This window comes from Shewanella psychrophila (assembly GCF_002005305.1).
Lineage (GTDB): Bacteria > Pseudomonadota > Gammaproteobacteria > Enterobacterales > Shewanellaceae > Shewanella > Shewanella psychrophila.
This window is the reverse complement of record NZ_CP014782.1, coordinates 2758179-2780415: the sequence shown is the minus strand read 5'-3', so window position 1 is coordinate 2780415 and position 22237 is coordinate 2758179. Positions and strand designations below refer to the sequence as shown.

Annotated in this window: 20 protein-coding genes and 1 other annotated feature; of the genes, 15 read left to right on the top strand and 5 right to left on the bottom strand. The window is 44.4% G+C overall.

Annotated features, from left to right (window positions below):
• Nucleotides 1-106 precede the first annotated feature (106 nt).
• The 4 genes from pdxJ to sps_RS11935 all read left to right on the top strand — a co-directional run bounded on the left by pdxJ (nt 107) and on the right by sps_RS11935 (nt 3307).
• Nucleotides 107-844, top strand: coding sequence for a pyridoxine 5'-phosphate synthase (gene pdxJ / locus sps_RS11950; RefSeq protein ID WP_077752739.1), 738 nt, complete (start codon nt 107-109; stop codon nt 842-844).
• 211 nt (nt 845-1055) lie between these two features.
• Nucleotides 1056-1454, top strand: a complete 399-nt coding sequence (gene acpS, locus sps_RS11945; RefSeq protein WP_077752738.1) for a holo-ACP synthase — start codon at nt 1056-1058, stop codon at nt 1452-1454.
• Nucleotides 1455-1965: 511 nt separating this feature from the next.
• Nucleotides 1966-2361 carry a hypothetical protein gene (locus sps_RS11940; RefSeq protein WP_077752737.1) on the top strand — a complete coding sequence of 132 codons (396 nt, stop codon included), beginning with the start codon at nt 1966-1968 and terminating at the stop codon, nt 2359-2361.
• A gap of 400 nt (nt 2362-2761) precedes the next feature.
• Nucleotides 2762-3307, top strand: a complete 546-nt coding sequence (locus sps_RS11935; RefSeq protein ID WP_077752736.1) for an Mpo1 family 2-hydroxy fatty acid dioxygenase — start codon at nt 2762-2764, stop codon at nt 3305-3307.
• Nucleotides 3308-3391: 84 nt separating this feature from the next.
• On the opposite strand, the gene sps_RS11930 is transcribed toward sps_RS11935, so the two are convergent.
• Complete coding sequence (locus tag sps_RS11930) at nt 3392-4678, bottom strand: HlyC/CorC family transporter (protein ID WP_077752735.1); 1287 nt, start codon at nt 4676-4678, stop codon at nt 3392-3394.
• A gap of 223 nt (nt 4679-4901) precedes the next feature.
• Entirely contained in the window at nt 4902-5690 is a 789-nt protein-coding gene (locus sps_RS11925; RefSeq protein ID WP_077752734.1) for a cytochrome C assembly family protein, read from the bottom strand.
• A 306-nt stretch (nt 5691-5996) separates the two neighbouring features.
• Between sps_RS11925 and ffh the strand changes: the two genes are divergently transcribed.
• The 9 genes from ffh (at nt 5997) to sps_RS11875 (ending at nt 15686) form a co-directional block, all read left to right on the top strand.
• Nucleotides 5997-7370, top strand: coding sequence for a signal recognition particle protein (gene ffh / locus sps_RS11920; protein WP_077752733.1), 1374 nt, complete (start codon nt 5997-5999; stop codon nt 7368-7370).
• Nucleotides 7371-7662: 292 nt separating this feature from the next.
• Nucleotides 7663-7914, top strand: a complete 252-nt coding sequence (rpsP, locus tag sps_RS11915) for a 30S ribosomal protein S16 (RefSeq protein ID WP_077752732.1) — start codon at nt 7663-7665, stop codon at nt 7912-7914.
• Nucleotides 7915-7934: 20 nt separating this feature from the next.
• Nucleotides 7935-8465, top strand: a complete 531-nt coding sequence (gene rimM / locus sps_RS11910; RefSeq protein WP_077752731.1) for a ribosome maturation factor RimM — start codon at nt 7935-7937, stop codon at nt 8463-8465.
• 15 nt (nt 8466-8480) lie between these two features.
• Nucleotides 8481-9209, top strand: coding sequence for a tRNA (guanosine(37)-N1)-methyltransferase TrmD (gene trmD, locus sps_RS11905; RefSeq protein ID WP_077752730.1), 729 nt, complete (start codon nt 8481-8483; stop codon nt 9207-9209).
• A gap of 53 nt (nt 9210-9262) precedes the next feature.
• Nucleotides 9263-9616, top strand: a complete 354-nt coding sequence (gene rplS, locus sps_RS11900; RefSeq protein ID WP_077752729.1) for a 50S ribosomal protein L19 — start codon at nt 9263-9265, stop codon at nt 9614-9616.
• A 590-nt stretch (nt 9617-10206) separates the two neighbouring features.
• Entirely contained in the window at nt 10207-11298 is a 1092-nt protein-coding gene (locus sps_RS11890) for a 3-deoxy-7-phosphoheptulonate synthase (RefSeq protein WP_077752727.1), read from the top strand.
• Nucleotides 11299-11371: 73 nt separating this feature from the next.
• Entirely contained in the window at nt 11372-12511 is a 1140-nt protein-coding gene (tyrA, locus tag sps_RS11885) for a bifunctional chorismate mutase/prephenate dehydrogenase (protein ID WP_077752726.1), read from the top strand.
• A 336-nt stretch (nt 12512-12847) separates the two neighbouring features.
• A complete protein-coding gene (hcp, locus tag sps_RS11880; protein ID WP_077752725.1) occupies nt 12848-14506 on the top strand; it encodes a hydroxylamine reductase in 1659 nt (552 codons plus the stop codon).
• 76 nt (nt 14507-14582) lie between these two features.
• Entirely contained in the window at nt 14583-15686 is a 1104-nt protein-coding gene (locus sps_RS11875) for an FAD-binding oxidoreductase (protein WP_077752724.1), read from the top strand.
• Between the two features lie 54 nt (nt 15687-15740).
• Here the strand turns inward: sps_RS11875 and sps_RS11870 are convergent, their stop codons facing one another.
• Nucleotides 15741-16949 (bottom strand): IS256 family transposase, encoded by a 1209-nt coding sequence (locus sps_RS11870; protein WP_077751066.1) that lies wholly within the window; start codon nt 16947-16949, stop codon nt 15741-15743.
• 201 nt (nt 16950-17150) lie between these two features.
• Between sps_RS11870 and sps_RS11865 the strand changes: the two genes are divergently transcribed.
• Nucleotides 17151-17486 carry a hypothetical protein gene (locus sps_RS11865; RefSeq protein ID WP_077752723.1) on the top strand — a complete coding sequence of 112 codons (336 nt, stop codon included), beginning with the start codon at nt 17151-17153 and terminating at the stop codon, nt 17484-17486.
• Between the two features lie 73 nt (nt 17487-17559).
• Here the strand turns inward: sps_RS11865 and pheA are convergent, their stop codons facing one another.
• Both pheA and hpf read right to left on the bottom strand, forming a co-directional pair.
• The gene (gene pheA, locus sps_RS11860) at nt 17560-19542 is read right to left on the bottom strand and encodes a prephenate dehydratase (RefSeq protein ID WP_077752722.1); all 1983 of its coding nucleotides are present in this window, start codon (nt 19540-19542) and stop codon (nt 17560-17562) included.
• 33 nt (nt 19543-19575) lie between these two features.
• Nucleotides 19576-19696, bottom strand: a sequence feature (Phe leader region).
• 1112 nt (nt 19697-20808) lie between these two features.
• Nucleotides 20809-21168, bottom strand: coding sequence for a ribosome hibernation-promoting factor, HPF/YfiA family (hpf, locus tag sps_RS11855; RefSeq protein WP_077752721.1), 360 nt, complete (start codon nt 21166-21168; stop codon nt 20809-20811).
• 303 nt (nt 21169-21471) lie between these two features.
• Here hpf and sps_RS11850 point away from each other — a divergent pair, with 303 nt between their 5' ends.
• Nucleotides 21472-22140, top strand: a complete 669-nt coding sequence (locus tag sps_RS11850) for a cytochrome b/b6 domain-containing protein (protein ID WP_077752720.1) — start codon at nt 21472-21474, stop codon at nt 22138-22140.
• The last annotated feature ends 97 nt before the right edge of the window (nt 22141-22237 follow it).

Genomic DNA, 22237 nt, shown 5'->3' with positions numbered 1-22237 from the left:
TGTTTTGTCATTTCACCTTTGCATGTAACCTGAGTACAATACCAAAATCCGTTTGACGGCCTATAGAAAGTGGTCGCAAACTCACCCTATTTTCTGAGGACTTTCAATGAGCCGTATCTTACTAGGCGTTAATATCGATCACATTGCAACTTTACGTCAGGCCCGTGGGACCTCATATCCCGACCCTGTGCATGCTGCGGCAGTCGCTGAGCATGCCGGTGCCGAAGGCATCACCGTGCACCTGCGAGAAGACCGACGTCACATCATAGACAGAGACATCTATTTGCTGGCGAAAACCCTCAAGACTCGCATGAATTTTGAGATGGCCGTCACCGATGAGATGTTAGATATCGCCTGTGAAGTTAAGCCCACTTATGTTTGCTTAGTTCCTGAGAAGCGTGAAGAACTCACCACCGAAGGCGGGCTTGATGTCGCAGGTCAGATGGGCAAAATTGAAGCTGCAATACAACGTCTCGATGATGTTGGGGTTCAGGTTTCGCTGTTTATCGACGCCGACAAGGCTCAGATCGATGCAGCGGTTGAAGTTGGCGCACCTCTGATTGAAATTCACACCGGCTGTTACGCCGATGCCGAGAACGAAGTGGAAGAGGCTAAAGAGCTGGCTCGTATCAAGGAAATGGCAACCTACGCTCACTCTAAAGGCTTAATTGTCAACGCAGGCCACGGACTTCATTATCACAACGTTAAGCCAATAGCTGCTATTCCAGAGCTTTATGAGCTGAATATTGGCCACGCTATCATAGCCCGTGCTGTCATAGATGGCTTAGATAAAGCGGTTAGAGACATGAAGCAGCTAATGAATGAAGGCCGCAGAGGCGAATAAGTCCTGCGAAAAACAAGTTATAAGCGATAAGTTTTAAGTCATAAGCTACGGGCTACGAGCTACGAGCTTGGCTCGTTGATCCGTCTTGTGCTTAAGTCTTTTAGCTTGCTGTTCGCAATTCGTTGCTCGCAACTTTCTCAGCTTTAACTTAAGACTTTCTTAGCTCTGTCTTGAGCTTAAAACTTACAGCTTCTTAGCTTTAAGGAAATATATGATTGTTGGTTTAGGTACCGATATCGCCGAGATTGAACGTATCGAGCAAAAGGTACCTGCCGCAGGGGATTTAGATGCCTTAGCACAGTGCCGCTTAGCTAAACGTGTGCTGACCGAAGTTGAAATGGCGATCTTTATCGCCTCATCAAAGCCTGGACGTTACCTGGCAAAGCGCTTCGCCGCCAAAGAAGCTGCTGCTAAAGCCCTAGGCACAGGTATCGGCCGCGGCGTGTCGTTTCAGCATATCGAGATAAGTAACGATGCCAATGGCGCACCATTGGTGAGTTTCAGTGCTGGCGCGGCCGAAAGATTAGCGCTGCTTGGTGGCGTGAGAGGGCATATCTCTATAGCCGATGAGAAGCACTACGCTACTGCAACAGTAATCCTTGAGTCATAAAGAGTTGAGTCTTAGGAATAAGACTCTTTCATTCTGTTTTGTTGCTATCATTTGGCTCTATCGGTATTGGCTTGTGTTGGAAAATTGCACCTTCATTGTAACTAACCGCCTGGCCGGCGAGGCATGTGCAGATACCTCTGTGAAACGCCGTGAACACTTCCCTGTGGGCTCGACGATGGTATCCATGCCATCAACGTCAGCAGCTGCATCTACACTCGGTTATTTACTTCTTCGATTGTGGCTTTATAAGTCACAGCTAGGCAATGTATGTAACTCACTGTTCCCCATTGTGAGTTTAAATATAAATTCTTTAGCTCTGGATTATGGTGATTTACCATATAAAAATACTCGTATTATGGATAAAAGGTTTTGCTTAAAGTTTGAGTCGTGTTTCATTTATTCTGCTTAGAAATGGCAACGAACATAGACTTAGCTAAATGTTACTCTGACCCGATTAATTCTCTGACCCGATTAATTGCTGAGTTTCATCGGGGTGGTGTTCACATGCTACATGATATTGATTGGCGATGAGGTCATAGGGGGAATTCAATTTGGTTATTTATGCTACACAACCCCCGGACTTGAGGTGTTAGTGGATGATCTTGAGGGGCGGAAGGTAAAAACAACTTTCGAGAGTACTGAAGTTATCCTGACGCCAATAAAAATAACTGAAGATTTATATACAACTCATGATATTGATACTCACGAGGTTGTCTTTAAATCGGTTGGATATGACGGTTATGGTGGCTGGTTAGCAAACTGGATCAATTTTAATAGCTTTAGCGGGCCTTACTTATTTGATGGTTACTGTGGGCTTGGTAGAGAAAAAAGGAAATTGATCGAACTGTATAATATGATTGATGTTGATTACCATACATTCTGTCAAAAAACGAGTTACAACAGTTGATCGCAATCGAAGAAACAAATAACCAGGTGTGAACGCGGCTGTGACCTTCGGCATCAGGGATGATGTCGCAGAGCGTATAGGGACATATTCACAGCGTGTCGCAGAAGTGTTTACGCTTAAGCCTGCTGCAGGCAATAGATAGCAATGAAGTTGTGTTTACCTGAAAATAACCAAGTGTAAAGTCAGCCTAATGAAACCAATTCAGTGGATATTTAAGTAACTTGTTATCCAACAAGTCAAAAATTGACTCTGTTAAAAGAGAGTAAAATCCATTAGGTTAATACTGTGTTAAATTAAACAAACGTTTGTTTTGTCTTGGCTGTCGGTTAAACCTGCCCGAGACAAGAAGTGAAAAGTTTAATCACTATAATTATACCTAGCCCCCATGGGAGAAGAGCAGATGAAATCCGCCGAAGAGCAGTTATCGACTTATAAGAGTGTTCACTTGAATTCGAAGAATATCAGGACTCACTTTGTTGGGGTTCCTTTGATCATCTGGTCAATATTTTTATTACTAAACCTTATCCCGGTTAACTTTTTCGCTTGGGATGATCCTGCTATTAGCATCAATGTGGCGTCGGCTTTCGCTATTGGTGTACTTATTTATTATTTTAAGCTACATGCTAGTTTGGCGATTGGCTTGAGCCTATTCATTCTACCTGTGCTCTATAGCACTTACTTAGTTGCCGAGGTGCAAGGCGCGGTGTGGATAGCTATCGGTGTGTTTGTCATCGGCTGGGTGTTCCAGCTTATCGGTCATAAATACGAGAAGGCTAAGCCTGCCTTTGTCGATGATCTTAATCAGCTATTGATTGGGCCATTTTTTCTGATGGCAGAATTGTATTTTATGCTAGGGCTGGAGAAAGAGTTAGATAAGCAGATAACCCCCATGGCGGTAGAAAAGCGCCGTGCTTTGGAGACTCTACGCCGGGAGGCGAGATCTTAAACTTACTGCTTGTTCTCTCTTCATGAAAAAGGCACATTATGCGCCTTTTCTGTGTGTACTCTTTATATCTGAATTGTCATCACATCATTTATTCGATGATTTTTTCGGAATTTCATAGTGCTGAGGCATGATGCGCACGGTTTTAATCATGTTTTCGGCCACGTCGACGACTTCGATGGGGTAGCCTGAAATACGCATGCTGGTATTCGGGGTTGGGATATCTTCCAGGTACTCGACAATAAGACCGTTGAGAGTCTTAGGGCCATCGGTGGGGAAGTCCCATTTCATCTCTTTATTGAGTTCTCGAATATTAATGCAGGCTTCGATAAGGAAGCTTCCGTCTTGTTGTTGGTTAATCTCTTCGCTCGGGGTGGGTTCCGATGAGGTGGTAAAATCCCCTACAATCTCTTCGAGTATGTCCTCAAGGGTGACTAGCCCTTGAATATCACCGTATTCATCTACTACTAGGCCGATACGTTCCTTATTCTGCTGGAAGTTACCCAGTTGCACATTGAGAGGGGTTCCTTCTGGGATGAAGTAGAGCTCTTTTACCGCTCGTAGCAAGGAAGACTTACTGAATTGGTTCTTAGACTGCAGGCGCAGCGCATCGCGCAGGTGCACAAAGCCGACAGCATCGTCGATATTGTCTCTAAACAGCAGGACCCGGGTGTGGGGGCTCTGGATCATCTGCTTGGTGATGCTCTTGAAATCATCGTTGATATTGATGGCGAATAGCTCGGAGCGAGGGATCATGATGTCTTCTACGGTCACTTTCTCAAGATCCATGATCGACAGTAGCATTTCTTGGTGGCGCCTAGGGATGAGAGCGCCAGCCTCGTGAACTACGGTTCTGAGCTCCTCTTTACTCAGGGCGTCTGAGGTTTTAACTGAACGTATTCCAAGTAAGTGTAGGAACCCAGAGGTGAATAAGTTTACTGCTTTCACCAAAGGTAAGAGGATAACCAGCAACCATTTAAGCAGCAGGCTGGATGGGAAGGCGATACGCTCTGGATGTAGTGCGGCTACGGTTTTTGGCGTGACTTCGGCGAAGACTAGTACCACTAAGGTGAGGACGCCAGTTGAGATGGCTACGCCCATGTCGCCAAACAGTCGCATCCCTATGATAGTTGCAATGGCCGAGGCGAGGATGTTGACTAAGTTATTGCCTATGAGGATAAGGCCAATGAGTCTGTCGGGTCGGTCCAGTAATTTCATCGCGCGTTTTGCGCCCTGATGGCCGCTTGAAGCTAAATGTTTAAGTCGATAGCGGTTCAGGGTCATCATGGCGGTTTCTGAGCCCGAAAAATAGGCTGAGATGATGAGTAACACGACAAGAATGATGAGCAGTGCGCTGGTTGATATGGCGTCCAAAAAGGAGCTCCATTAGTTGACTAAAACATCTGAAATTGGTTACGACATCTGCAATTCAGTTTTCGCTATAACTGTTAGCTTATCTGAATTTTAGGTATGTCTGTGCTTTAGTTTTTTTATTCAAAGGGTAGTAATTACAATGATTTGAGTTTTGTGTCAAGTTCGCCCGTCTATATGCGCAGGGGGAAACGCAGCGCATATAAAGAGTTAGTTGTTGAAATTATTAAGATAATATTAGCTCTTTAACAATTCTGGCACCAAAATAGGCCAGTGACAACATGACGGCACCTGTGAGGGTATAAAGCACGGCGGTTCTTATTTTACAGCCTACCCAATACTGTTGAGCCAACATGGAAATATAGGTAAACCAGGCCAGTATAGACAGCACTGCCTTGTGACCCTTGCCCTCTTCGAACATATCATCGAGGAAGATAAAGCCGGTGGCGAGAGAGAGACTCAATAAGATAACGCCAACAATCACCAGATGATAAAGTTGTTTTTCAACTGTCATCAGAGGTGGCATTGACGGGCTCATCATTAACTTCTTACTCTTTAATCTGTGTTGAATTATCGCTAGCTGTATGGCATAAAGCGCGGCAATCATCAAGGCGCTATAGGCCATCAATGATAGAACGACATGGACTAATATGTCGGGATGGATCTCAAAGTGAGTGATGTATTGGGGTGGAAGCAACCAGAGCAATGCCACCGAGATGACGGAGCAGGCATACACAACCGGCACTACGACAATCATCTTGAGTCTGAATAATAAGACGGTGAAGCTGAAGGCAATGATCCAATTCACCATAGAGATGACATTGGTCAGGCTAAAATTTTGTCCATCTGTGGTCAGGATTGCCTGAGATAAAGCTGCTGCATGAAGCACCACTCCAATTGCGGCAAAACCAGCAACAAGACGGCGATTAGGCCCTTCGGCATGAAACAGGCGACTGGCCACCAGCACTAAGGCTATGGAGTAAAAGAACATGGCTGAAGCGGAAAATAAAACCATTGAGTATTGACCTATCGTTTTGTTTGCTAGGGGGCAGCTTAACTCACTACAAATGCGAAGGGTGAGAAGCAAGCAAAGTCATCTTTTTAATGTTACTCCTAGAGTAACACGAGCTAAGGTGAGTTGTGCAGTAGGTATAGGTACAAAAATTAGTGCTTTCTGAGCGTTAGACCAAAGTTTTGCACTTTAGTCTAAATGTTATGGTCTACGAGTGCTGGATATCTTGCACCATAGCAGTAGCATATTATCTGGGCATCGCTATAATACTGCTCATTAATATAAATTCTAAATGGTAAGAACGCGATAATGTTTGAGAACCTAACGGACAGATTGTCACGCACGCTGAAAAATATCAGCGGTCGTGGTCGCTTAACAGAAGATAATGTTAAGGATACTCTACGAGAAGTGCGTATGGCACTGCTTGAGGCCGATGTTGCCTTGCCTGTTGTACGTGACTTCGTTAACAGAGTCAAAGAGCGTGCCGTTGGTCAGGAGGTCTCAAAGAGTCTGAGTCCGGGTCAAGCATTCATCAAGATAGTTCAAAACGAACTTGAAAATGCCATGGGTGAGGCCAACGAAGGCCTGAATCTCTCAGCCCAGCCGCCAGCTGTGATCATGATGGCGGGTCTTCAAGGTGCGGGTAAAACGACCAGTGTTGCTAAACTGGGTAAATTCCTGCGTGAGCGTGAGAAGAAATCTGTATTAGTCGTGAGTGCCGATGTATACCGTCCGGCGGCGATTAAACAGCTTGAGACCTTGGCTACCGAAGTTGAAGTGCAATTCTTCCCATCGGATGTCAGCCAAAAGCCTATTGATATCGTTAACGCGGCGTTGGCTCATGCCAAGCTGAAATTCATCGATGTTGTGATTGTCGATACAGCGGGTCGTCTGCATGTTGATGAAAGCATGATGGATGAGATTAAGGCACTCCATGCTGCGGTAAATCCTGTCGAGACTCTGTTTGTTGTCGATGCCATGACGGGTCAGGATGCGGCTAACACGGCTAAAGCCTTCAATGAAGCACTTCCCTTAACCGGTGTTGTACTGACAAAAGTCGATGGTGATGCTCGCGGCGGTGCGGCTCTGTCCATTCGTCACATTACCGGCAAGCCTATTAAGTTCTTAGGTGTGGGTGAGAAAACTGACGCCTTAGAGGCCTTTCATCCGGATCGTGTGGCTTCACGTATTCTCGGCATGGGTGATGTACTTTCACTGATCGAAGAAGTTGAGCGCGGCGTCGACAAAGACAAGGCGATGAAGCTTGCTGCTAAAGTGAAGAAGGGCGGTAGCTTCGATCTCGAAGATTTCCGTGAACAGTTGCAGCAGATGAAGAACATGGGTGGCATGATGGGCATGATTGAAAAAATGCCTGGTGTCGGCCAATTGCCACCAGAGGCGCTTGCTCAAGTGCAGAATGGCAAGATGACCAATCAGATGGAAGCCATCATCAACTCTATGACTGCGGGTGAGCGTAAGCGTCCAGATATCATTAAGGGTTCACGCAAGCGCAGAATTGCCATGGGTTCAGGTACGCAAATCCAAGATGTGAACCGTTTGCTAAAACAGTTCACTCAGATGCAGAAGATGATGAAGAAGATGTCTGCAAAAGGCGGTATGAAGAAGATGATGCGTGGCATGAGTGGCATGCTACCACCAGGAATGAAGATGCCGGGTCGTTAATAAATAAGGCTGGTTGGCTGGTATTAGTAGCACTTTCCCATCAAAATGATGCTGTCTGTACGTTGAAATAGACTACAGAGTATCCTGTTTTTAAGCCTACAGATGCTAATATTGTTGTCTGTGGGCTTTTTGTTTTCAGTAAACATTAGGTGTAAAAATCATCTAATTGGTTGCATTCGTCGGCGAGTAAGGTAAAATCGTCCGGCTTTCTATCTGGGACTCTTCGCGAACACGGAGTTCCAGTTTTTATTTTTGCTTCTTGAGAAGCAAATCATTAGAGGATAAAAGACGCATGGTTACCATTCGTTTAGCTCGTGGCGGCGCAAAAAAGCGTCCATTTTACAACATCGTAGTTGCTGATAGCCGTAAGGCTCGTGACGGTCGTTTCATCGAACGTGTTGGTTTCTTCAACCCAATGGCTCGTGGCCAGGAAGAAACTCTACGTTTAGACCTAGCTCGCGTTGAGCACTGGGTTGCAACTGGTGCTACTACATCTGAACGTGTAGCTAAGTTGATCAAAGACGCGCGTAAAGCTGCTGCTTAATTGCGTTAAGGTATAGATTGATGAGTAGTAAACAAGAACCTGTCGTACTGGGGAAATTAGGATCCAGTCATGGCATTAAGGGTTGGTTGAAGATCACTACCTATACCGATTCTGTTGAAGGTATTTTTGACTATTCTCCTTGGTTGATTAAAGAGCAAGGTGAATGGCGCGAGGTTAAGGTGCTGCAGTGGCGCTTTCAGGGTAAGGCAGTTGTTGCTTCCCTTGAAGGTGTAGAAACTCGGGATCAGGCGCAAATGCTCACAAATTGTGAGATTGCGGTCACTCCGCAGCAGATGGAGACCTTGCCGGAAGATGAATTCTACTGGCGAGATCTTATTGGTTGTGAAGTGGTTAATACCAAAGGTTATAACATGGGCAAGGTGCAGGAGATCGTGGAAACAGGATCAAATGACGTGCTCTTAGTTAAAGCTAACGCAAAAGATGGCTTCGGCAAAGCGGAACGTATGATCCCCTTTGTCACCGAACAGTTCATCGTTGAAGTGAACTTGACGGAAAAACAGATCACAGTGGATTGGGATCCGGACTTTTAAGTCGAGGTAGAACATATGCGGTTAGGGGTAGTAACCCTGTTTCCTGAGATGTTTCGCGCCGTAACAGACTTTGGAGTAACGGGTCGGGCCGTTAAAAATGGCCTGCTGGAGTTGCAAACGTGGAATCCTCGTGATTTCACCCATGATAAACATAATACAGTGGATGACCGCCCTTACGGTGGTGGCCCTGGTATGTTGATGATGGTGCAACCATTACGCGACGCCATTCATGCAGCGAAAGCTGCGACTGGCGACAGTGCGAAGGTTATTTATCTTTCTCCTCAGGGGCGCAAGCTGACACAGCAAGGCGTCGAAGAGTTAGCTAAGTACGACAGTTTGGTTTTGGTGTGTGGTCGGTACGAAGGTATTGATGAGCGCATCATTCAGACTGAAGTGGATGAAGAGTGGTCAATCGGAGATTACGTGCTTTCGGGCGGTGAACTTCCTGCGATGGCTTTGATTGATTCAGTATCACGGCTGGTTCCTGGTGTACTAGGAAAAAAAGCCTCGGCGGAGCAGGATTCCTTCTCTGACGGATTATTGGATTGCCCCCACTATACTCGTCCTGAAAGCTTGGATGGTTTAGATGTACCGGCAGTCTTATTAAGTGGCAACCACGAACATATTAGACGCTGGCGTCTACAGCAAAGTCTCGGTAGAACTTTGTTAAGACGACCAGATTTATTAGAAAATCTAGCTCTGACTGACGAACAAACGAAGCTATTAAATGAGTTTGTTGAATAAGCGAACCCAAGCGGATAGTTACGATCGGTTATTTCTAGTATGGAGTTTATTTCATGAATAACATCATTAAAATGCTCAACGAAGAGCAAATGAAGCAAGATGTACCAGAGTTTGGTGCAGGTGACACAGTAGTTGTTAAAGTACGTGTTGTAGAAGGCGGTAAAGAGCGTCTACAGGCGTTCGAAGGCGTTGTAATCGCTAAGCGTAACCGTGGCGTTCACTCTGCATTCACAGTACGTAAGATCTCTAATGGTGAAGGTGTTGAGCGTGCGTTCCAGATTCACAGCCCAATCATCTCTAGCATCGAAGTTAAGCGTCGCGGCCGTGTTCGTCGTGCCAAGCTTTACTACTTACGTGAGCGTTCAGGTAAGTCTGCACGTATCCGTGAGAAGCTTTCTACTAAGTAATTAGTAGTATGCAGTAAGAAAAAGATGCAGTGTTCGCACAATAACCCGCCTTATGGCGGGTTTTTGTGATCTTGGGGCGAGAAAGTTTCGAGACAAAGCTAAGAAAGTGTCGAGTCGTGAGTTAAAGATAGAGCTGAGAAAGTTATAAGTCTCGAGATAGAGCTGAGAAAGTCGTCAGGCTAAGTGTAAATCCAAACCACAGGTCATTCCGGTATGCTTGTGGCCGGAATCCAGTTTGAGTTGAAAGGCTCGAGGCAAGGCTAAGAAAGTTCCGAGTTGCGAGCTAAAGATAAGGCTGAGAAAGTTATAAGTCTCGAGATAGAGCTGAGAAAGTCGTAAGTACAAGAGCAAATCAAAGTTACAGGTCATTCCGGCATGCTTATGGCCGGAATCCATTTTTAGCAGAAAGGCTAGAGACAAGGCTAAGACATTTTCCCTTTATTCCATGAATTTTTCTTTAGTTTGCAGATCATGCTTGATCTTATTTTAATCTGTAGGCATAGTTAGCTCACAAGTGTAATGGTGTAGCAGTACGACGATACAAGTTATGTCGAAATCGATTAATAACGGATAGGCCTTAGGTGGGTAGTATGCAGCAAGATACGATTAATAACGTTCATATCAGTTCAGAGAAAGTATTGGTGACTCCAGAGGAGTTGAAGCTTGAACTACCGCTATCAAGAGATGCATATCACTACGTGCTTAATGCCCGTAAGACCGTTGCCGATATCGTACATAAGCGTGATAGCCGAGTCTTGATTGTGACAGGTCCTTGTTCAATCCATGATATCGAGTCCGCGAAAGAGTATGCCCTCAGGCTTAAGAAGCTACATGATGAATTGAGTGGTGAGTTCTACATCCTGATGCGGGTCTACTTCGAGAAGCCCAGAACCACTGTGGGCTGGAAAGGCATGATCAATGATCCTGATATGGATGAGTCATTCGATGTCGAAAAAGGTTTGCGTCAAGCGCGTGAGCTGATGATCTGGCTTGCCGATTTAGGTTTGCCTGTGGCGACTGAGGCCCTAGATCCTATCAGCCCTCAATACATGTCAGAACTGGTCACCTGGTCTGCCATCGGCGCACGTACTACAGAATCGCAAACTCACAGAGAGATGGCTTCAGGTTTGTCTATGCCAGTGGGCTTTAAAAATGGCACCGACGGCAAGCTTGGTGTTGCCATCAATGCACTGGAGTCTGCTGCGAGTGGACACAGGTTTATGGGCATCAATCAACAGGGTCAGGTGGCGTTACTGCAAACGGCGGGTAACCCTGATGGTCACGTGATCTTACGTGGCGGTAAGACACCTAATTACGATGCACAGAGCGTTGCCGAATGCGAACGTCAGTTACATGCAGCTAAGCTTAACGCTCGTTTGATTGTCGATTGCAGCCATGGCAATTCCTTAAAAGATCATAGGAAACAGCAGGGGGTCTGTGAAGATATATTCGAGCAGATCCTGCAGGGTAATCAATCTATCATAGGTGTTATGCTCGAGAGTCACCTCAATGAAGGGCGACAGAGCAGTGATAAACCCATGAATGAATTGGACTACGGGGTTTCAGTCACTGATGCCTGTATGGATTGGGCAACCACTGAGCAGATTTTACGTGAAGGATCGACATTATTAACTCACGTATTACCGTCCCGATTTGATATGCTAAAAGTCGTTAATGCATAAATGTAGCGGTTATTGTCTTGACCGTTAACTGGTTAGCAATCGATTTTACGTTTTCTTGATGGACAGAATATAGATGAATGAAAAAACAACATCGGATCTCGAGAACCTCAGAGGTCTGATCGATGGAGTGGATCAGCAGTTGATCCACCTTTTAAGAAAGCGTCTAGACCTTGTGGCTCAGGTCGGAGCGGTTAAACATGGCGCTGGGCTGCCTATTTATGCTCCTCAGCGTGAGGCCGCTATGTTGGCCAAGCGTAGAGATGAAGCAGAGAAGATGAATGTCTCTCCTCAGCTAATTGAAGATATTTTGCGCCGCCTAATGCGTGAATCTTATCTTAATGAGAAAGATGTCGGCTTTAAACAAATAAATGAAGATCTTGGTCATGTTGTGATAGTGGGTGGGGAAGGTAAGCTCGGTGGCTTGTTCTCTCAGATGCTTGTTTTGTCTGGCTATCAGGTTAAAGTATTGGATAAAGATGACTGGGCCTGTGCAGCGCAGACTTTCGAAGGCGCAGGTCTGGTTATCGTCACAGTGCCTATCTCTATTACCTGCGATCTGATCAAGGATAAGCTGTCATCATTGCCAAGTGATTGCATCTTGGCCGATTTAACCTCAGTTAAAACTGAGCCTGTTAAGGCGATGCTCGAGGCTCACAGTGGTCCAGTGGTAGGACTTCATCCCATGTTTGGCCCTGATGTTGGTAGTTTGGCTAAACAAGTGGTTGTAGTCTGTCATGGTCGTGACAGTGAGAAATATCAATGGTTGTTGGAACAGATTCAGATCTGGGGCGCTCGACTGGTCGAGGCGGAGCCAGAAAAACACGATAAAGCCATGCAATTAGTCCAGGCGATGCGTCATTTTTCATCCTTCGTATACGGTTTAAACCTATACAAAGAAGCAGCCGATATCGGAACTCTGTTACAGTTTAGCTCGCCAATTTACCGATTGGAATTGGCCATGGTGGGTCGTTTATTTGCTCAGAGTCCGGAGCTGTACGCCGATATTATCTTTGCTCAGAAAGAGAGCATGCATGCGATAGGGGATTATTTGGATAACTATTCTCAAGCCCTGTCTCTTCTACAGGCTGGCGATAGGGGTGCGTTTGTTGCTCAGTTTGAGGAAGTTGCGCAATGGTTTGGTGATTTCGCGCCTCAGTTCCAACGCGAGAGTCGTGCCATGCTACAGAGCGTTAATGATATGAAGACTGATTAATTTCTATCGATATCAATACGCTCACTTCCGGGTGAATGTATTAGCTTAAATGAGCGAATCGTAAGGTTTTTCATTTGTATTTACATCTTCATAATCACCTAAGTAACTAAAATTAAGTAATTTTATATCTTTGTGAAAAATGGGAGCTTAGGCTCCTTTTTTGTTTTCTACTGCAGTTATATTGCTAGAAGCTTTCCCATCTATATTAGAGAAAAGCTAAATTGATCTAGCGCATAGTTCTCTTCATTAAAATAGAAAACCCTACCTCTGTTAGGACTATGGCTTTAAACTATTTTAAAACATGCAAATAAAAAGCATGATTAAGGAGCAGTAGTAATGTTTTGTATTCAGTGTGAACAAACAATGAGAACGCCAGTCGGAAATGGCTGTAGTTATGCCCAGGGCATGTGTGGCAAGCTTGCCGAAACTTCGGATCTGCAAGATCTACTTATCTATCTACTTCAGGGCGTCTCAGCTTATGCGGTTAAAGCGCGGGAATTCGATATAATAGATAGCGAAGTCGATACGTTTGTGCCTAAAGCCTTCTTCGCCACTCTGACCAATGTCAACTTCGATGATGACCGAATTGTTGGTTATGTAGAGCAAGCGAATGAACTGCGTACCCGTCTAAAGACTGCCTATGAAGCTGCATGTACCGCGGCGGGTCAGACTCCTGTCGAATTGAGTGCGCCAGCTCAGCTAGTACTTGGTGCATCTAAGCCGGAAATGTTGGCTCAGGCTGTGGTTGCACTGCCAAATCGTGGCGATGTTCACGAAGATATTTTGGGTTTGCGTCTGCTGTGCCTCTATGGTTTAAAAGGTGCGGCGGCTTATATGGAGCATGCACGTGTGCTCAGTCAGACCAATGATGAAGTTGCTGGTGAGTTCCATGAAATCATGGCGTTCTTAGGTGAAGATTCGGTAGATGGCGATAAGCTATTCGGTACAGCAATGGAGATTGGTCAGTTAAACTTTCGCATAATGGAGATGCTGGATAAAGGCGAAACCATGGCTTTCGGTCATCCTGAGCCGACTCAAGTCAATACGGTTGCTGTGAAAGGCAAGGCTATCTTAGTTTCTGGCCATGATATGGTCGACCTTGAGCTTATTCTGAAGCAAACTCAGGGTAAGGGCATCAATGTCTTTACCCATGGTGAAATGTTACCGGCACTGGCTTACCCTGAGTTTAAGAAATACCCGCATTTGGTGGGGAACTACGGCAGTGCTTGGCAGAATCAACAGAAAGAATTCGCCAACTTCCCCGGCGCTGTAGTGATGACCTCTAACTGTATTATCGATCCTAATGTTGGTGATTACTCCGACCGTATTTTTACCCGTAGTATCGTGGGTTGGCCAGGTGTTACTCATTTGACCGGTGAAGATTTTAGCTTGGTGATAGATAAAGCATTATCCCTTGATGGATTCGCTTATGATGAGATCCCTCATATGATCACCATAGGTTTCGCCCGTAATGCATTAATGGCGGCGGCTCCTGCCGTAGTCGAGAATGTGAAGAATGGCTCGATCAAGCATTTCTTCCTTATTGGTGGTTGTGATGGTGATAAGAATGAGCGTAGTTATTTCACCGACTTAGCGACACAGGCTCCCGATGATTCGATCATCATGACCTTAGGTTGTGGCAAGTATAAATTCAACAAACTCGAATTTGGTGAAATCAATGGCATCCCACGTCTGCTCGACATTGGTCAGTGTAACGATGCATACTCAGCCATTCAACTCGCGGTAGCTCTTTCTGAGGCATTCGAGTGTGAACTCAATGAGTTGCCTTTAAGTATCGTGCTTTCATGGTTCGAGCAAAAAGCGATTGTGGTCTTGCTGACCTTGTTGTCATTAGGCGTTAAGAATATCCGTACCGGTCCAACTCCACCTGCTTTCTTGAGTGATAATTTGGTCAAGATTCTAGAAGACAAATTTGGCCTACGTACTACTACAACTGCCGAAGATGATCTTAAAATTATCTTAAACGCCGCTTAATCAGCCCTCTGAAATAACTGACCGACTCGTTTATTAGTTGGTCAGTTATTTGTATTTTCGATCCTTAAGGTTTTACATGAGTATTGACACTATTTCTCGGCCTTCATTACACAGCAATGAACATCAACTGGCATCCAATAACTGGCAACATGGGGAAGTAGAGCTCCTGTGCGTCGAAAAGTGGCAAGAAACCCATGATGTGTTCAGTTATCGATTTCAGGGAATTGAGCCGGTAAAATTTCAGTTCAAGCCCGGCCAGTTCCTTACGTTTAATATGGACATTGACGGCAAGAAAACATATCGCAGTTATACCATTTCCTCTTCACCTTCTCGCCCCTATTCGATAGTCGTGACGGTAAAATGTATAGAGGGGGGACGGGTATCGAATTACTTTGCTCAATCACTAAATGTCGGTGATACCATTAATGCTAGCGGACCCGATGGAGTCTTCAATCTGGTCGATATCAAGGCTGATAAATATCTGTTTTTAAGTGCAGGTAGTGGCATTACTCCCATGTTTTCAATGTCTCGTTGGTTAACCGATACTCAGGTTGGTGCCGATATCGCTTTTCTCAATTGTGCTAAGAGCCCGGAGGACCTAATTTTTAGGACTGAGTTGGATACCATTAGGTTTAATAATTCGGCCTTTAATCTCAGCTATATTCTGGAGTCAGGCGCAGATCAACTTCCTCTAGGGCTGAGTTGTGGAGAGGGGCGTATAAATGCTGAACAACTCACCAGACTGGTACAAGATTATAAAGAGAGAACTATTTTCGTCTGTGGTCCAGAGGCATTCATGAAGGGAGTAGAGTCCTTACTAGAATCTTTAAATTTCGATATGAACCGTTACCATGATGAGAGTTTTGGAACTGAGTCATTCGAGGTTGGTGAAACGACTATCTCTGAAGTCGAGAATACTGAAAGTGATTTCATGCTTCGTATCGGTGATATTGCACGTGCTATGGGGCAGAATGAAACTCTACTTGAGGGGATCGAGGCTGAAGGCTTGCCCATAATAGCCGCTTGCCGCGCAGGTGTATGTGGTGCTTGTAAGTGTAGAGTTATCGAAGGTAAGACTGAGTCGATTAGTGAGATAACATTGACTCCAGACGAGATAGCGCAAGGCTATGTGCTGGCATGCTCTACTAAATTAAAGAGTGATGTTTTACTGCAGTTATAGGGATTTAAGGCCAGTCTTTTCGACCCTGTAGCAGATTCTGTGTAACTACCTAAATTATATATAGTCTGCTATTCGATCTTCAAATTCAATAATAAAACGATTGAGTGCTGGTTTCCAGTTTCTTATCGGCATGGTCCACTTCTTCGAAGCTTGCATAATCGCCAAGTAAACGACTTTCTTCGCTGAGTCATCATTTGGGAAGAGCTTACGATTCTTGATTGCTTTCCTAATCACACTGTTTAATGACTCGATAGCATTAGTTGTATAGATGGCTTTCCGGATGTCTTGAGGGTAATTAAATAGCGTATTAAGATTAGTCCAGTGCCTGTGCCAGGATGCTGAGATACTAGGATATTTAGCGTCCCATTGCTCGCCAAAACGTTCCAAATTAAGCAACGCTTCCTCTTCGGTCACTGACTGGTAAATCCTCTTTAAATCAGCTGTCACCGCCTTGTAATCTTTGTACGGCACAAACTTCATCGAGTTTCGAACCATATGGACGATGCAGAGCTGGATTTGAGTGTTTGGGAACACGGTATTTATGGCATCAGGAAAACCTTTTAGACCGTCAATGCAGGCGATGAGGATATCTTTGAGTCCACGATTTTGAAGCTCTGTCAGTACATTTAACCAAAACTTAGCGCCCTCGTTCTCTGCTATCCACATGCCAAGTAACTCTTTATGGCCTTCGAGGTTAACGCCAAGCGCGAGGAAAATAGCTTTGTTGATGACCTTACTGTTCTCCCTGATTTTAACCACAATACAGTCAAGGTAAACGATAGGATACACGGGTTCTAGCGGACGAGATTGCCATTCGACGACACGCTCAAGGACTGAGTTAGTGACGCGAGAAATTAGCGTTGGTGATATCTCTGCGCCATACATCTCATCAAAGGTATCGACAATATCTCGTGTCGTCATTCCTTTCGCATAAAGATGTAAAATTTTGTCATCCATCGAGGTGAAGCGGCTTTGGTTCTTTTTAACAATCTCAGGCTCAAAGCTACCATTTCGGTCACGGGGAGTGTCTAACTCGAAGCATCCATCTTCGGTCTTTATTTGTTTGTGGGAGTAGCCATTGCGGTTATTACCAGCCGCGACCTTCTCGTTTTTTTGATAGCCTAAGTGATGATCGAGTTCAGCATTTAATGCGGCCTCAACAGTGACTTTGGTTAGCATAGCCCTAAAGTCATTTAAATCGGCTTCGGTTTTAATGCCTTTAGCGGCTTGTTTAGCGAATGCTTCTAGTTCTTTTTTATTCATACTCTACCTTCCATTGACCCACATAGGGTACTGATTGAAAGGTAGTTACACAAAATTATTTACAGGCTCGTCTTTTCTAGCTAGTCAGTGAAAAACTGTGAGTTTTTATAAGGCTGAATTTGCGCTATAGCCTATGACAACGTATTGTTAAAGATGAAACTCACTGCTTTATTTTTAATTTTGTGTTTGTGGAGCTAATCTATGATATCGACAACCTCCGAGAGAGTCTCTGTAGACGACCCAAGCTTGGCGCATTTTCTCTATGCCTTGATGTCAGCATTCCCCATCTTATTTCTGCCAACTTTAGTCGGACTCTTTATCAATTTAGGGCAGAGGACTTCATGCTCCGGTGCCATGATCTCGTCGCATCTTCGCTGGCAGAGACATTCTATTATTGGTTTTATGCTGATGGGTGGGATCGGTTTATCATTAACTCAAATATGGCTGAGCTCCCTTGTCTACTTGGTCGCGATACTCTGGTTTTGTCATAGAATAGTCAAAGGTTGGTTGAATCTCACCGATGGAGCCGCCGTGTAGTTTGGTATAAGTAGGCCAGCGAATAAAAAAAGAGGACAGTTATGTCCTCTTTTTTTATTCTCTTTTAGAAAGTTTACAGATAAAGCTTTCTAAGGATCTCACCGCGAAGCTGCAACTCGGCTTCGAAGGTTTCATCACTCGATGAAAAATTGAGTACAAGACCGTCGGCTGTTAGCTGCTTGGCTGCGATAGAGTGTGCCATTAGTGTCGTTGGCGTAGATGCGTAGCTTGGATTCACTAAGATAGGAAGATGAGATAACCCCTTAATCTCCACTAATGCGGCTAAGTCCAGTGCGGGTTTGACCGAATCACTAAAGGTTCTGATCCCCGATTCACACAAAATTAGCTGTTGATTTCCTTGGCTTAAGATAACTTCGGCAGCTGCTATATACTCCTCTACACTGGCCATGGTGTTACGCTCTAGAATGACTGGCATATGCAGGGAGCCAACTTGCTTTAGTAAGCTATGATTCTGCATCTGCTTACCTGTGATTAACAGTAAAGTTCCATGCTCGGCCGCTAGCTTTAGCTCGACTTCGTGTTCGACCGAGATGATACACTCTAAACCAAACTGATAGAGGGACTTCTTAAAGGCGAGGATATTGTGCTCAGCCTTTTGTTGGCGTGATAAACCTTCCAGTATCACGGCTTGAAATCCAGCCTCTTTCAAAGATTTAGCTTTTTGGTTGAAGCGTTCACTCTCTTGGGGTAATGATATGAGAGCTAATGCGCCGAATTGACCTTCGCCAATCTGTAATTGGCCACAGCTGATCTGAGAGGCATCTTGTTTATGCTCTTTACCAGAGCGTAGGTGATTCGAGCTAGCCTGCTTATTTAGGTTATCACTCGAATTTTGTACTCTGCTGGTATCAGGCTCAATCATAAGTTGACTGTTGGACAGCTGTGTCGGGTTAACCGTTTCACAGGGGTAGCAGCCTAAAACTTTAATGAAACGGGTAATACGCTCCAACTCTTTGAGAGCTGACTGCATTTCAGAACCAGATAAATTTGCATCGAGATCTAAGTAAAACATCTCTTCCCAAGGTGTGCCTGGAATGGGGCGTGATTCGAGTTTGCTCATATTTAAGTTATGGGCCTTGAGAACCAATAAGGCTTCGACTAAAGCACCCGGTTTTTGGCCGGTGGCCATGATGAGCGTTGTTTTGGCCGGAAGTTGCTCAGGCACTGCAATTGCTTTTCGGGCAACAACGATGAAGCGGCTTTGGTTAATCTTTTGGTTGGCTAAATCATTTTGTATGGCTTCGAGTTGATAGAGGGCACCCCCTTCTGCACTACCAATAGCGGCCACACTCGAATCATCGCTCTCCATCACTCTGTCCATAGCTTCGGCGCTACTAGAACAATACTCGAGTTTAAATTCAGGGTGTGAGCTTAGATAACGACTGCATTGACTGATAGGTTGTGGGTGGGCGAAGACCGTTTTTATCTCTTTGACTGTGCTGCCGTTCTTGGCCAGTAGGCAGTGTCCGACTTCTATGGTGGTCTCGCCAACGATAGCTAGGCTGGTGTGCTGGAGAACATCATAAACTTCATTAATTGAACCCGAAGAAGTGTTTTCGATAGGAAGGAAGCCATAATCCGCATGACCTGACTCAACAGCCTCTACTATCTCATCGAAACTCTTGCAGCCTAAATCTTGCATATCAACCTGACGTCTATCGCAGTAACGGCTTGCTGCCAAGTAGGAATAAGAGCCTCTTGCGCCGAGATATGCGATACAATACTGCTGTTTTTGACTGTCTGGATTTGCTCTACCTTGTAGGTAAGCTTGCTGGTTCAGTACTGAGTCTTCGATGATACTCTGATAAAGAGAGATAATATAATGTGCATCAAGCCCATGGTCACGTCCTTCTTTTACGAGCCTTGCTAGTAACTCTTTTTCCCTTTGTGTATCTCGGATAGGACGAATATCCACCTCTTTACTGCGGGCGACATCCAGACTTAAATTACGACGCTTAGCCAAGAGTGCTAATAGATCTTTATCTAAAGCGGTGATCTGCTCACGTGTCTGGTTCAAAGCTTGTGGTTTGCTCATGTTGCCCTCAATCTAGCTACTACAAAAAACGGTTACAAAAAAGCCTCCCTTAGGGAGGCTTTGGAATTTTCACTTTCGTTTTTACACCGAAATTCCGCCTCCCTAGGTGGGGGGAATAAAAAAGAAAGTAAAAAAGTGATCGCTGAATATTTTCATCACTACAAACTAAAGCTCGTGCTCTGTAGTGTCAATGAAAATTTATGCATATTGAAATATAACTTTTGTGGTGCTTTGTATTTAGAAATAAAAAGGTATTTAGAATGTTAGAATAGAAAAGCGCACCTGAGGTGCGCTTTGGGGTGAAACAAATAAAAATCAAACTGAGAACGCCTCCGAATATTGATTGAACCTTCAATCTTTAGCTTCTTAACCTCATATGAGGGAAGCGAGATTTTAGCTTCATTCGATATCTCTAAGAAAATCTGGAGCAGATATCGTTAACTGTTCAGGCTTTATGGCTGTTTTTAGCTCAATGACCGAATGCGGTGCTGTTGTCATTAGCATTTGCCGCATAGTGGCGCTTTACATAGCCCGTACTCATGTTACGTTTAGCATCACGCGTATAACTGTTTTATTTGTCTGTATACCTTCTACTGTCTAATGGAAACCCATCTTTCACTTTACCATTTATGATGAAAAGTGGAGTCTTGATTTCACCGCATCCCGGTCAATGGTCTTTCTGTTTACATGTTTCTGTTCATTGCTACCATTAACCTATTCAAAAGCGTTACTGAGATGCGTACTTTACAAAATCGGGCGTGTTAGCTGTTTTTAGCTTATTGGCCTAATGCATTGCTGAGGCTATTGTCATTAGCTATCGTCGCATTGTGGCGTTTCTGTCGCCCGTTCCCTTGTACAAACTGATTTGCTAAGTTTCCCAAGCTCGTTAATTATCTTCCTCTGATATGGACTTTAGCGATACTTCACCACCTAAGTTGTGGAAAGTTCGATTATTTGTCTCATGTGCAGCTCCTGCTGGAGATGCTCCTCTTATGACTAGGCGAGTGTTAGACTCAGAGTCGGTCACTATTATTGCTGAAGACTTAGCATCCCAAGTGACATTTTAACGCCTATCTAGCAAGTGGAAAGGTTTTGACCTCCCTATTGGGTTAACGTTTTTTTCATTTTACCCCATACCTTAATAGTAGCATGGTGTATGGGTTTAGCTCTGTTTTACGGTCGGTTTTTAGACGTTTTATTGAGATGTAAATCGACCGTTTTTAAGAATACGTGTTTATGCTTGAAAAGAGCTGCATCTTTGGCGACTCAGGCTGCATAATCCTCTTCAAATTCGCCTTCAAGACCATCATCGACTGCTTCATCTCTTTTTAGGGAAGTATAGCGTTGAGCCTCTGGCTTATGAGTCTGGCGGTTTAGCTGCTTCTCAAGTTTCTGTCCCATTGCGGTGATGGCAGAATAAAGATCTTCATGTTTGGCTTGAGCGAATAGCTTATGACCGGGAATGCCTACAGACGCTTCAATTTTAAACTGCTGCTTCTCTTGAACAATAATCACATGAGGATTGATGAGCTGTATATCATGCCTAGAGAGCTTCTCTAAGCGTGCCTGAATACGTTCGCGGATAAGTGGAGTAACTTCAAGGTGTTTACTTGTAATCTTTGTCATATATTGAACCTTTTGTTGTTTCCTTGAATTCAGATTACCAAGCTCAGCAGTAAAAGTCGTGATCTAGATCACATTTTTGTGGTGATTTTTAACTGTTAGCTTTTAATTTGATCACCCAGGTATTTTTTGAAGGTATCTGTTCAAAAAGCCTTGAAAACTGCTCAAAACAGGCTCATATTTGAATGGATAAATTTAGTTACTTATCCAGCCTTGCCTCTAAAACCGTCTTCAAATATCATCTGCCGCGTATCCTTTTAAGCATCCACAATGGTGTTTAGTCTTTAGGTTTTTACTAGGTAAAACATGAATAATAGAGTGAGAGTTTGGGATATCCCAACAAGAGTGTTTCATTGGGGCATGATAGGCTTGTTAGCGGGCTTATGGTGGTCGGCAGATGCCGGAGAATTAGTGTGGCATCAGGTAATGGCTTATTCGATGCTGGTACTGATTGTATTTCGTATTATTTGGGGCATCGTTGGAAGTGATACAGCCAAATTCAGTCATTTTATCAAGCACCCAAAAACAGTGTTTCAATATATTACTAATCTCAAACGTCATGGTGTGCCGCCTAGCTTAGGCCATAACCCGATAGGTGGTTATATGGTGTTGGCATTGATAGGTATTTTGACGCTTCAGCTATCGACAGGACTGTTCGCGACTGACGATATTTTTACCGAAGGTCCACTTTATACTTATGTCTCACATGAAGCAGCCATGTGGTTGACCTGGCTACATAAACAAACATTCAATTTCATCTTATTGCTGGCAGCTATTCATGTATTGGCTGTGCTGGTACATACGCTTAAAGGCGATAAGCTTATCTTGCCTATGATCACTGGCTATAAGAAAGTATCAGAGCAATCTGGCGGCACGCTGGTATTCAGATCTTTCTTCATCGCACTGCTACTTTTTTCACTCCTGGCTGGGGTTGTGGGGAATTATCTTATCTTGCCAATTATCCAGATGTTGTGATGTATGACTTCTGAACTGTAAACACATTCCAGGACAAGACACAGCCATAAAAAAGGCCAGAGTTCATCAGACTCTGGCCTTTTTTTATGGTTAGATA

Coding starts and splice junctions, on each gene's coding strand:
- hpf (WP_077752721.1), bottom strand. CDS start 21,168: ATGACAAAGATTACAAGTAAACACCTTGAAGTTACTCCACTTATCCGC.
- sps_RS11870 (WP_077751066.1), bottom strand. CDS start 16,949: ATGAATAAAAAAGAACTAGAAGCATTCGCTAAACAAGCCGCTAAAGGC.
- sps_RS11865 (WP_077752723.1), top strand. CDS start 17,151: ATGATATCGACAACCTCCGAGAGAGTCTCTGTAGACGACCCAAGCTTG.
- rpsP (WP_077752732.1), top strand. CDS start 7,663: ATGGTTACCATTCGTTTAGCTCGTGGCGGCGCAAAAAAGCGTCCATTT.
- pheA (WP_077752722.1), bottom strand. CDS start 19,542: ATGAGCAAACCACAAGCTTTGAACCAGACACGTGAGCAGATCACCGCT.
- rimM (WP_077752731.1), top strand. CDS start 7,935: ATGAGTAGTAAACAAGAACCTGTCGTACTGGGGAAATTAGGATCCAGT.
- ffh (WP_077752733.1), top strand. CDS start 5,997: ATGTTTGAGAACCTAACGGACAGATTGTCACGCACGCTGAAAAATATC.
- acpS (WP_077752738.1), top strand. CDS start 1,056: ATGATTGTTGGTTTAGGTACCGATATCGCCGAGATTGAACGTATCGAG.
- rplS (WP_077752729.1), top strand. CDS start 9,263: ATGAATAACATCATTAAAATGCTCAACGAAGAGCAAATGAAGCAAGAT.
- trmD (WP_077752730.1), top strand. CDS start 8,481: ATGCGGTTAGGGGTAGTAACCCTGTTTCCTGAGATGTTTCGCGCCGTA.
- sps_RS11850 (WP_077752720.1), top strand. CDS start 21,472: ATGAATAATAGAGTGAGAGTTTGGGATATCCCAACAAGAGTGTTTCAT.
- sps_RS11940 (WP_077752737.1), top strand. CDS start 1,966: ATGATATTGATTGGCGATGAGGTCATAGGGGGAATTCAATTTGGTTAT.
- sps_RS11935 (WP_077752736.1), top strand. CDS start 2,762: ATGAAATCCGCCGAAGAGCAGTTATCGACTTATAAGAGTGTTCACTTG.
- sps_RS11890 (WP_077752727.1), top strand. CDS start 10,207: ATGCAGCAAGATACGATTAATAACGTTCATATCAGTTCAGAGAAAGTA.
- sps_RS11925 (WP_077752734.1), bottom strand. CDS start 5,690: ATGGTTTTATTTTCCGCTTCAGCCATGTTCTTTTACTCCATAGCCTTA.
- pdxJ (WP_077752739.1), top strand. CDS start 107: ATGAGCCGTATCTTACTAGGCGTTAATATCGATCACATTGCAACTTTA.
- hcp (WP_077752725.1), top strand. CDS start 12,848: ATGTTTTGTATTCAGTGTGAACAAACAATGAGAACGCCAGTCGGAAAT.
- tyrA (WP_077752726.1), top strand. CDS start 11,372: ATGAATGAAAAAACAACATCGGATCTCGAGAACCTCAGAGGTCTGATC.
- sps_RS11875 (WP_077752724.1), top strand. CDS start 14,583: ATGAGTATTGACACTATTTCTCGGCCTTCATTACACAGCAATGAACAT.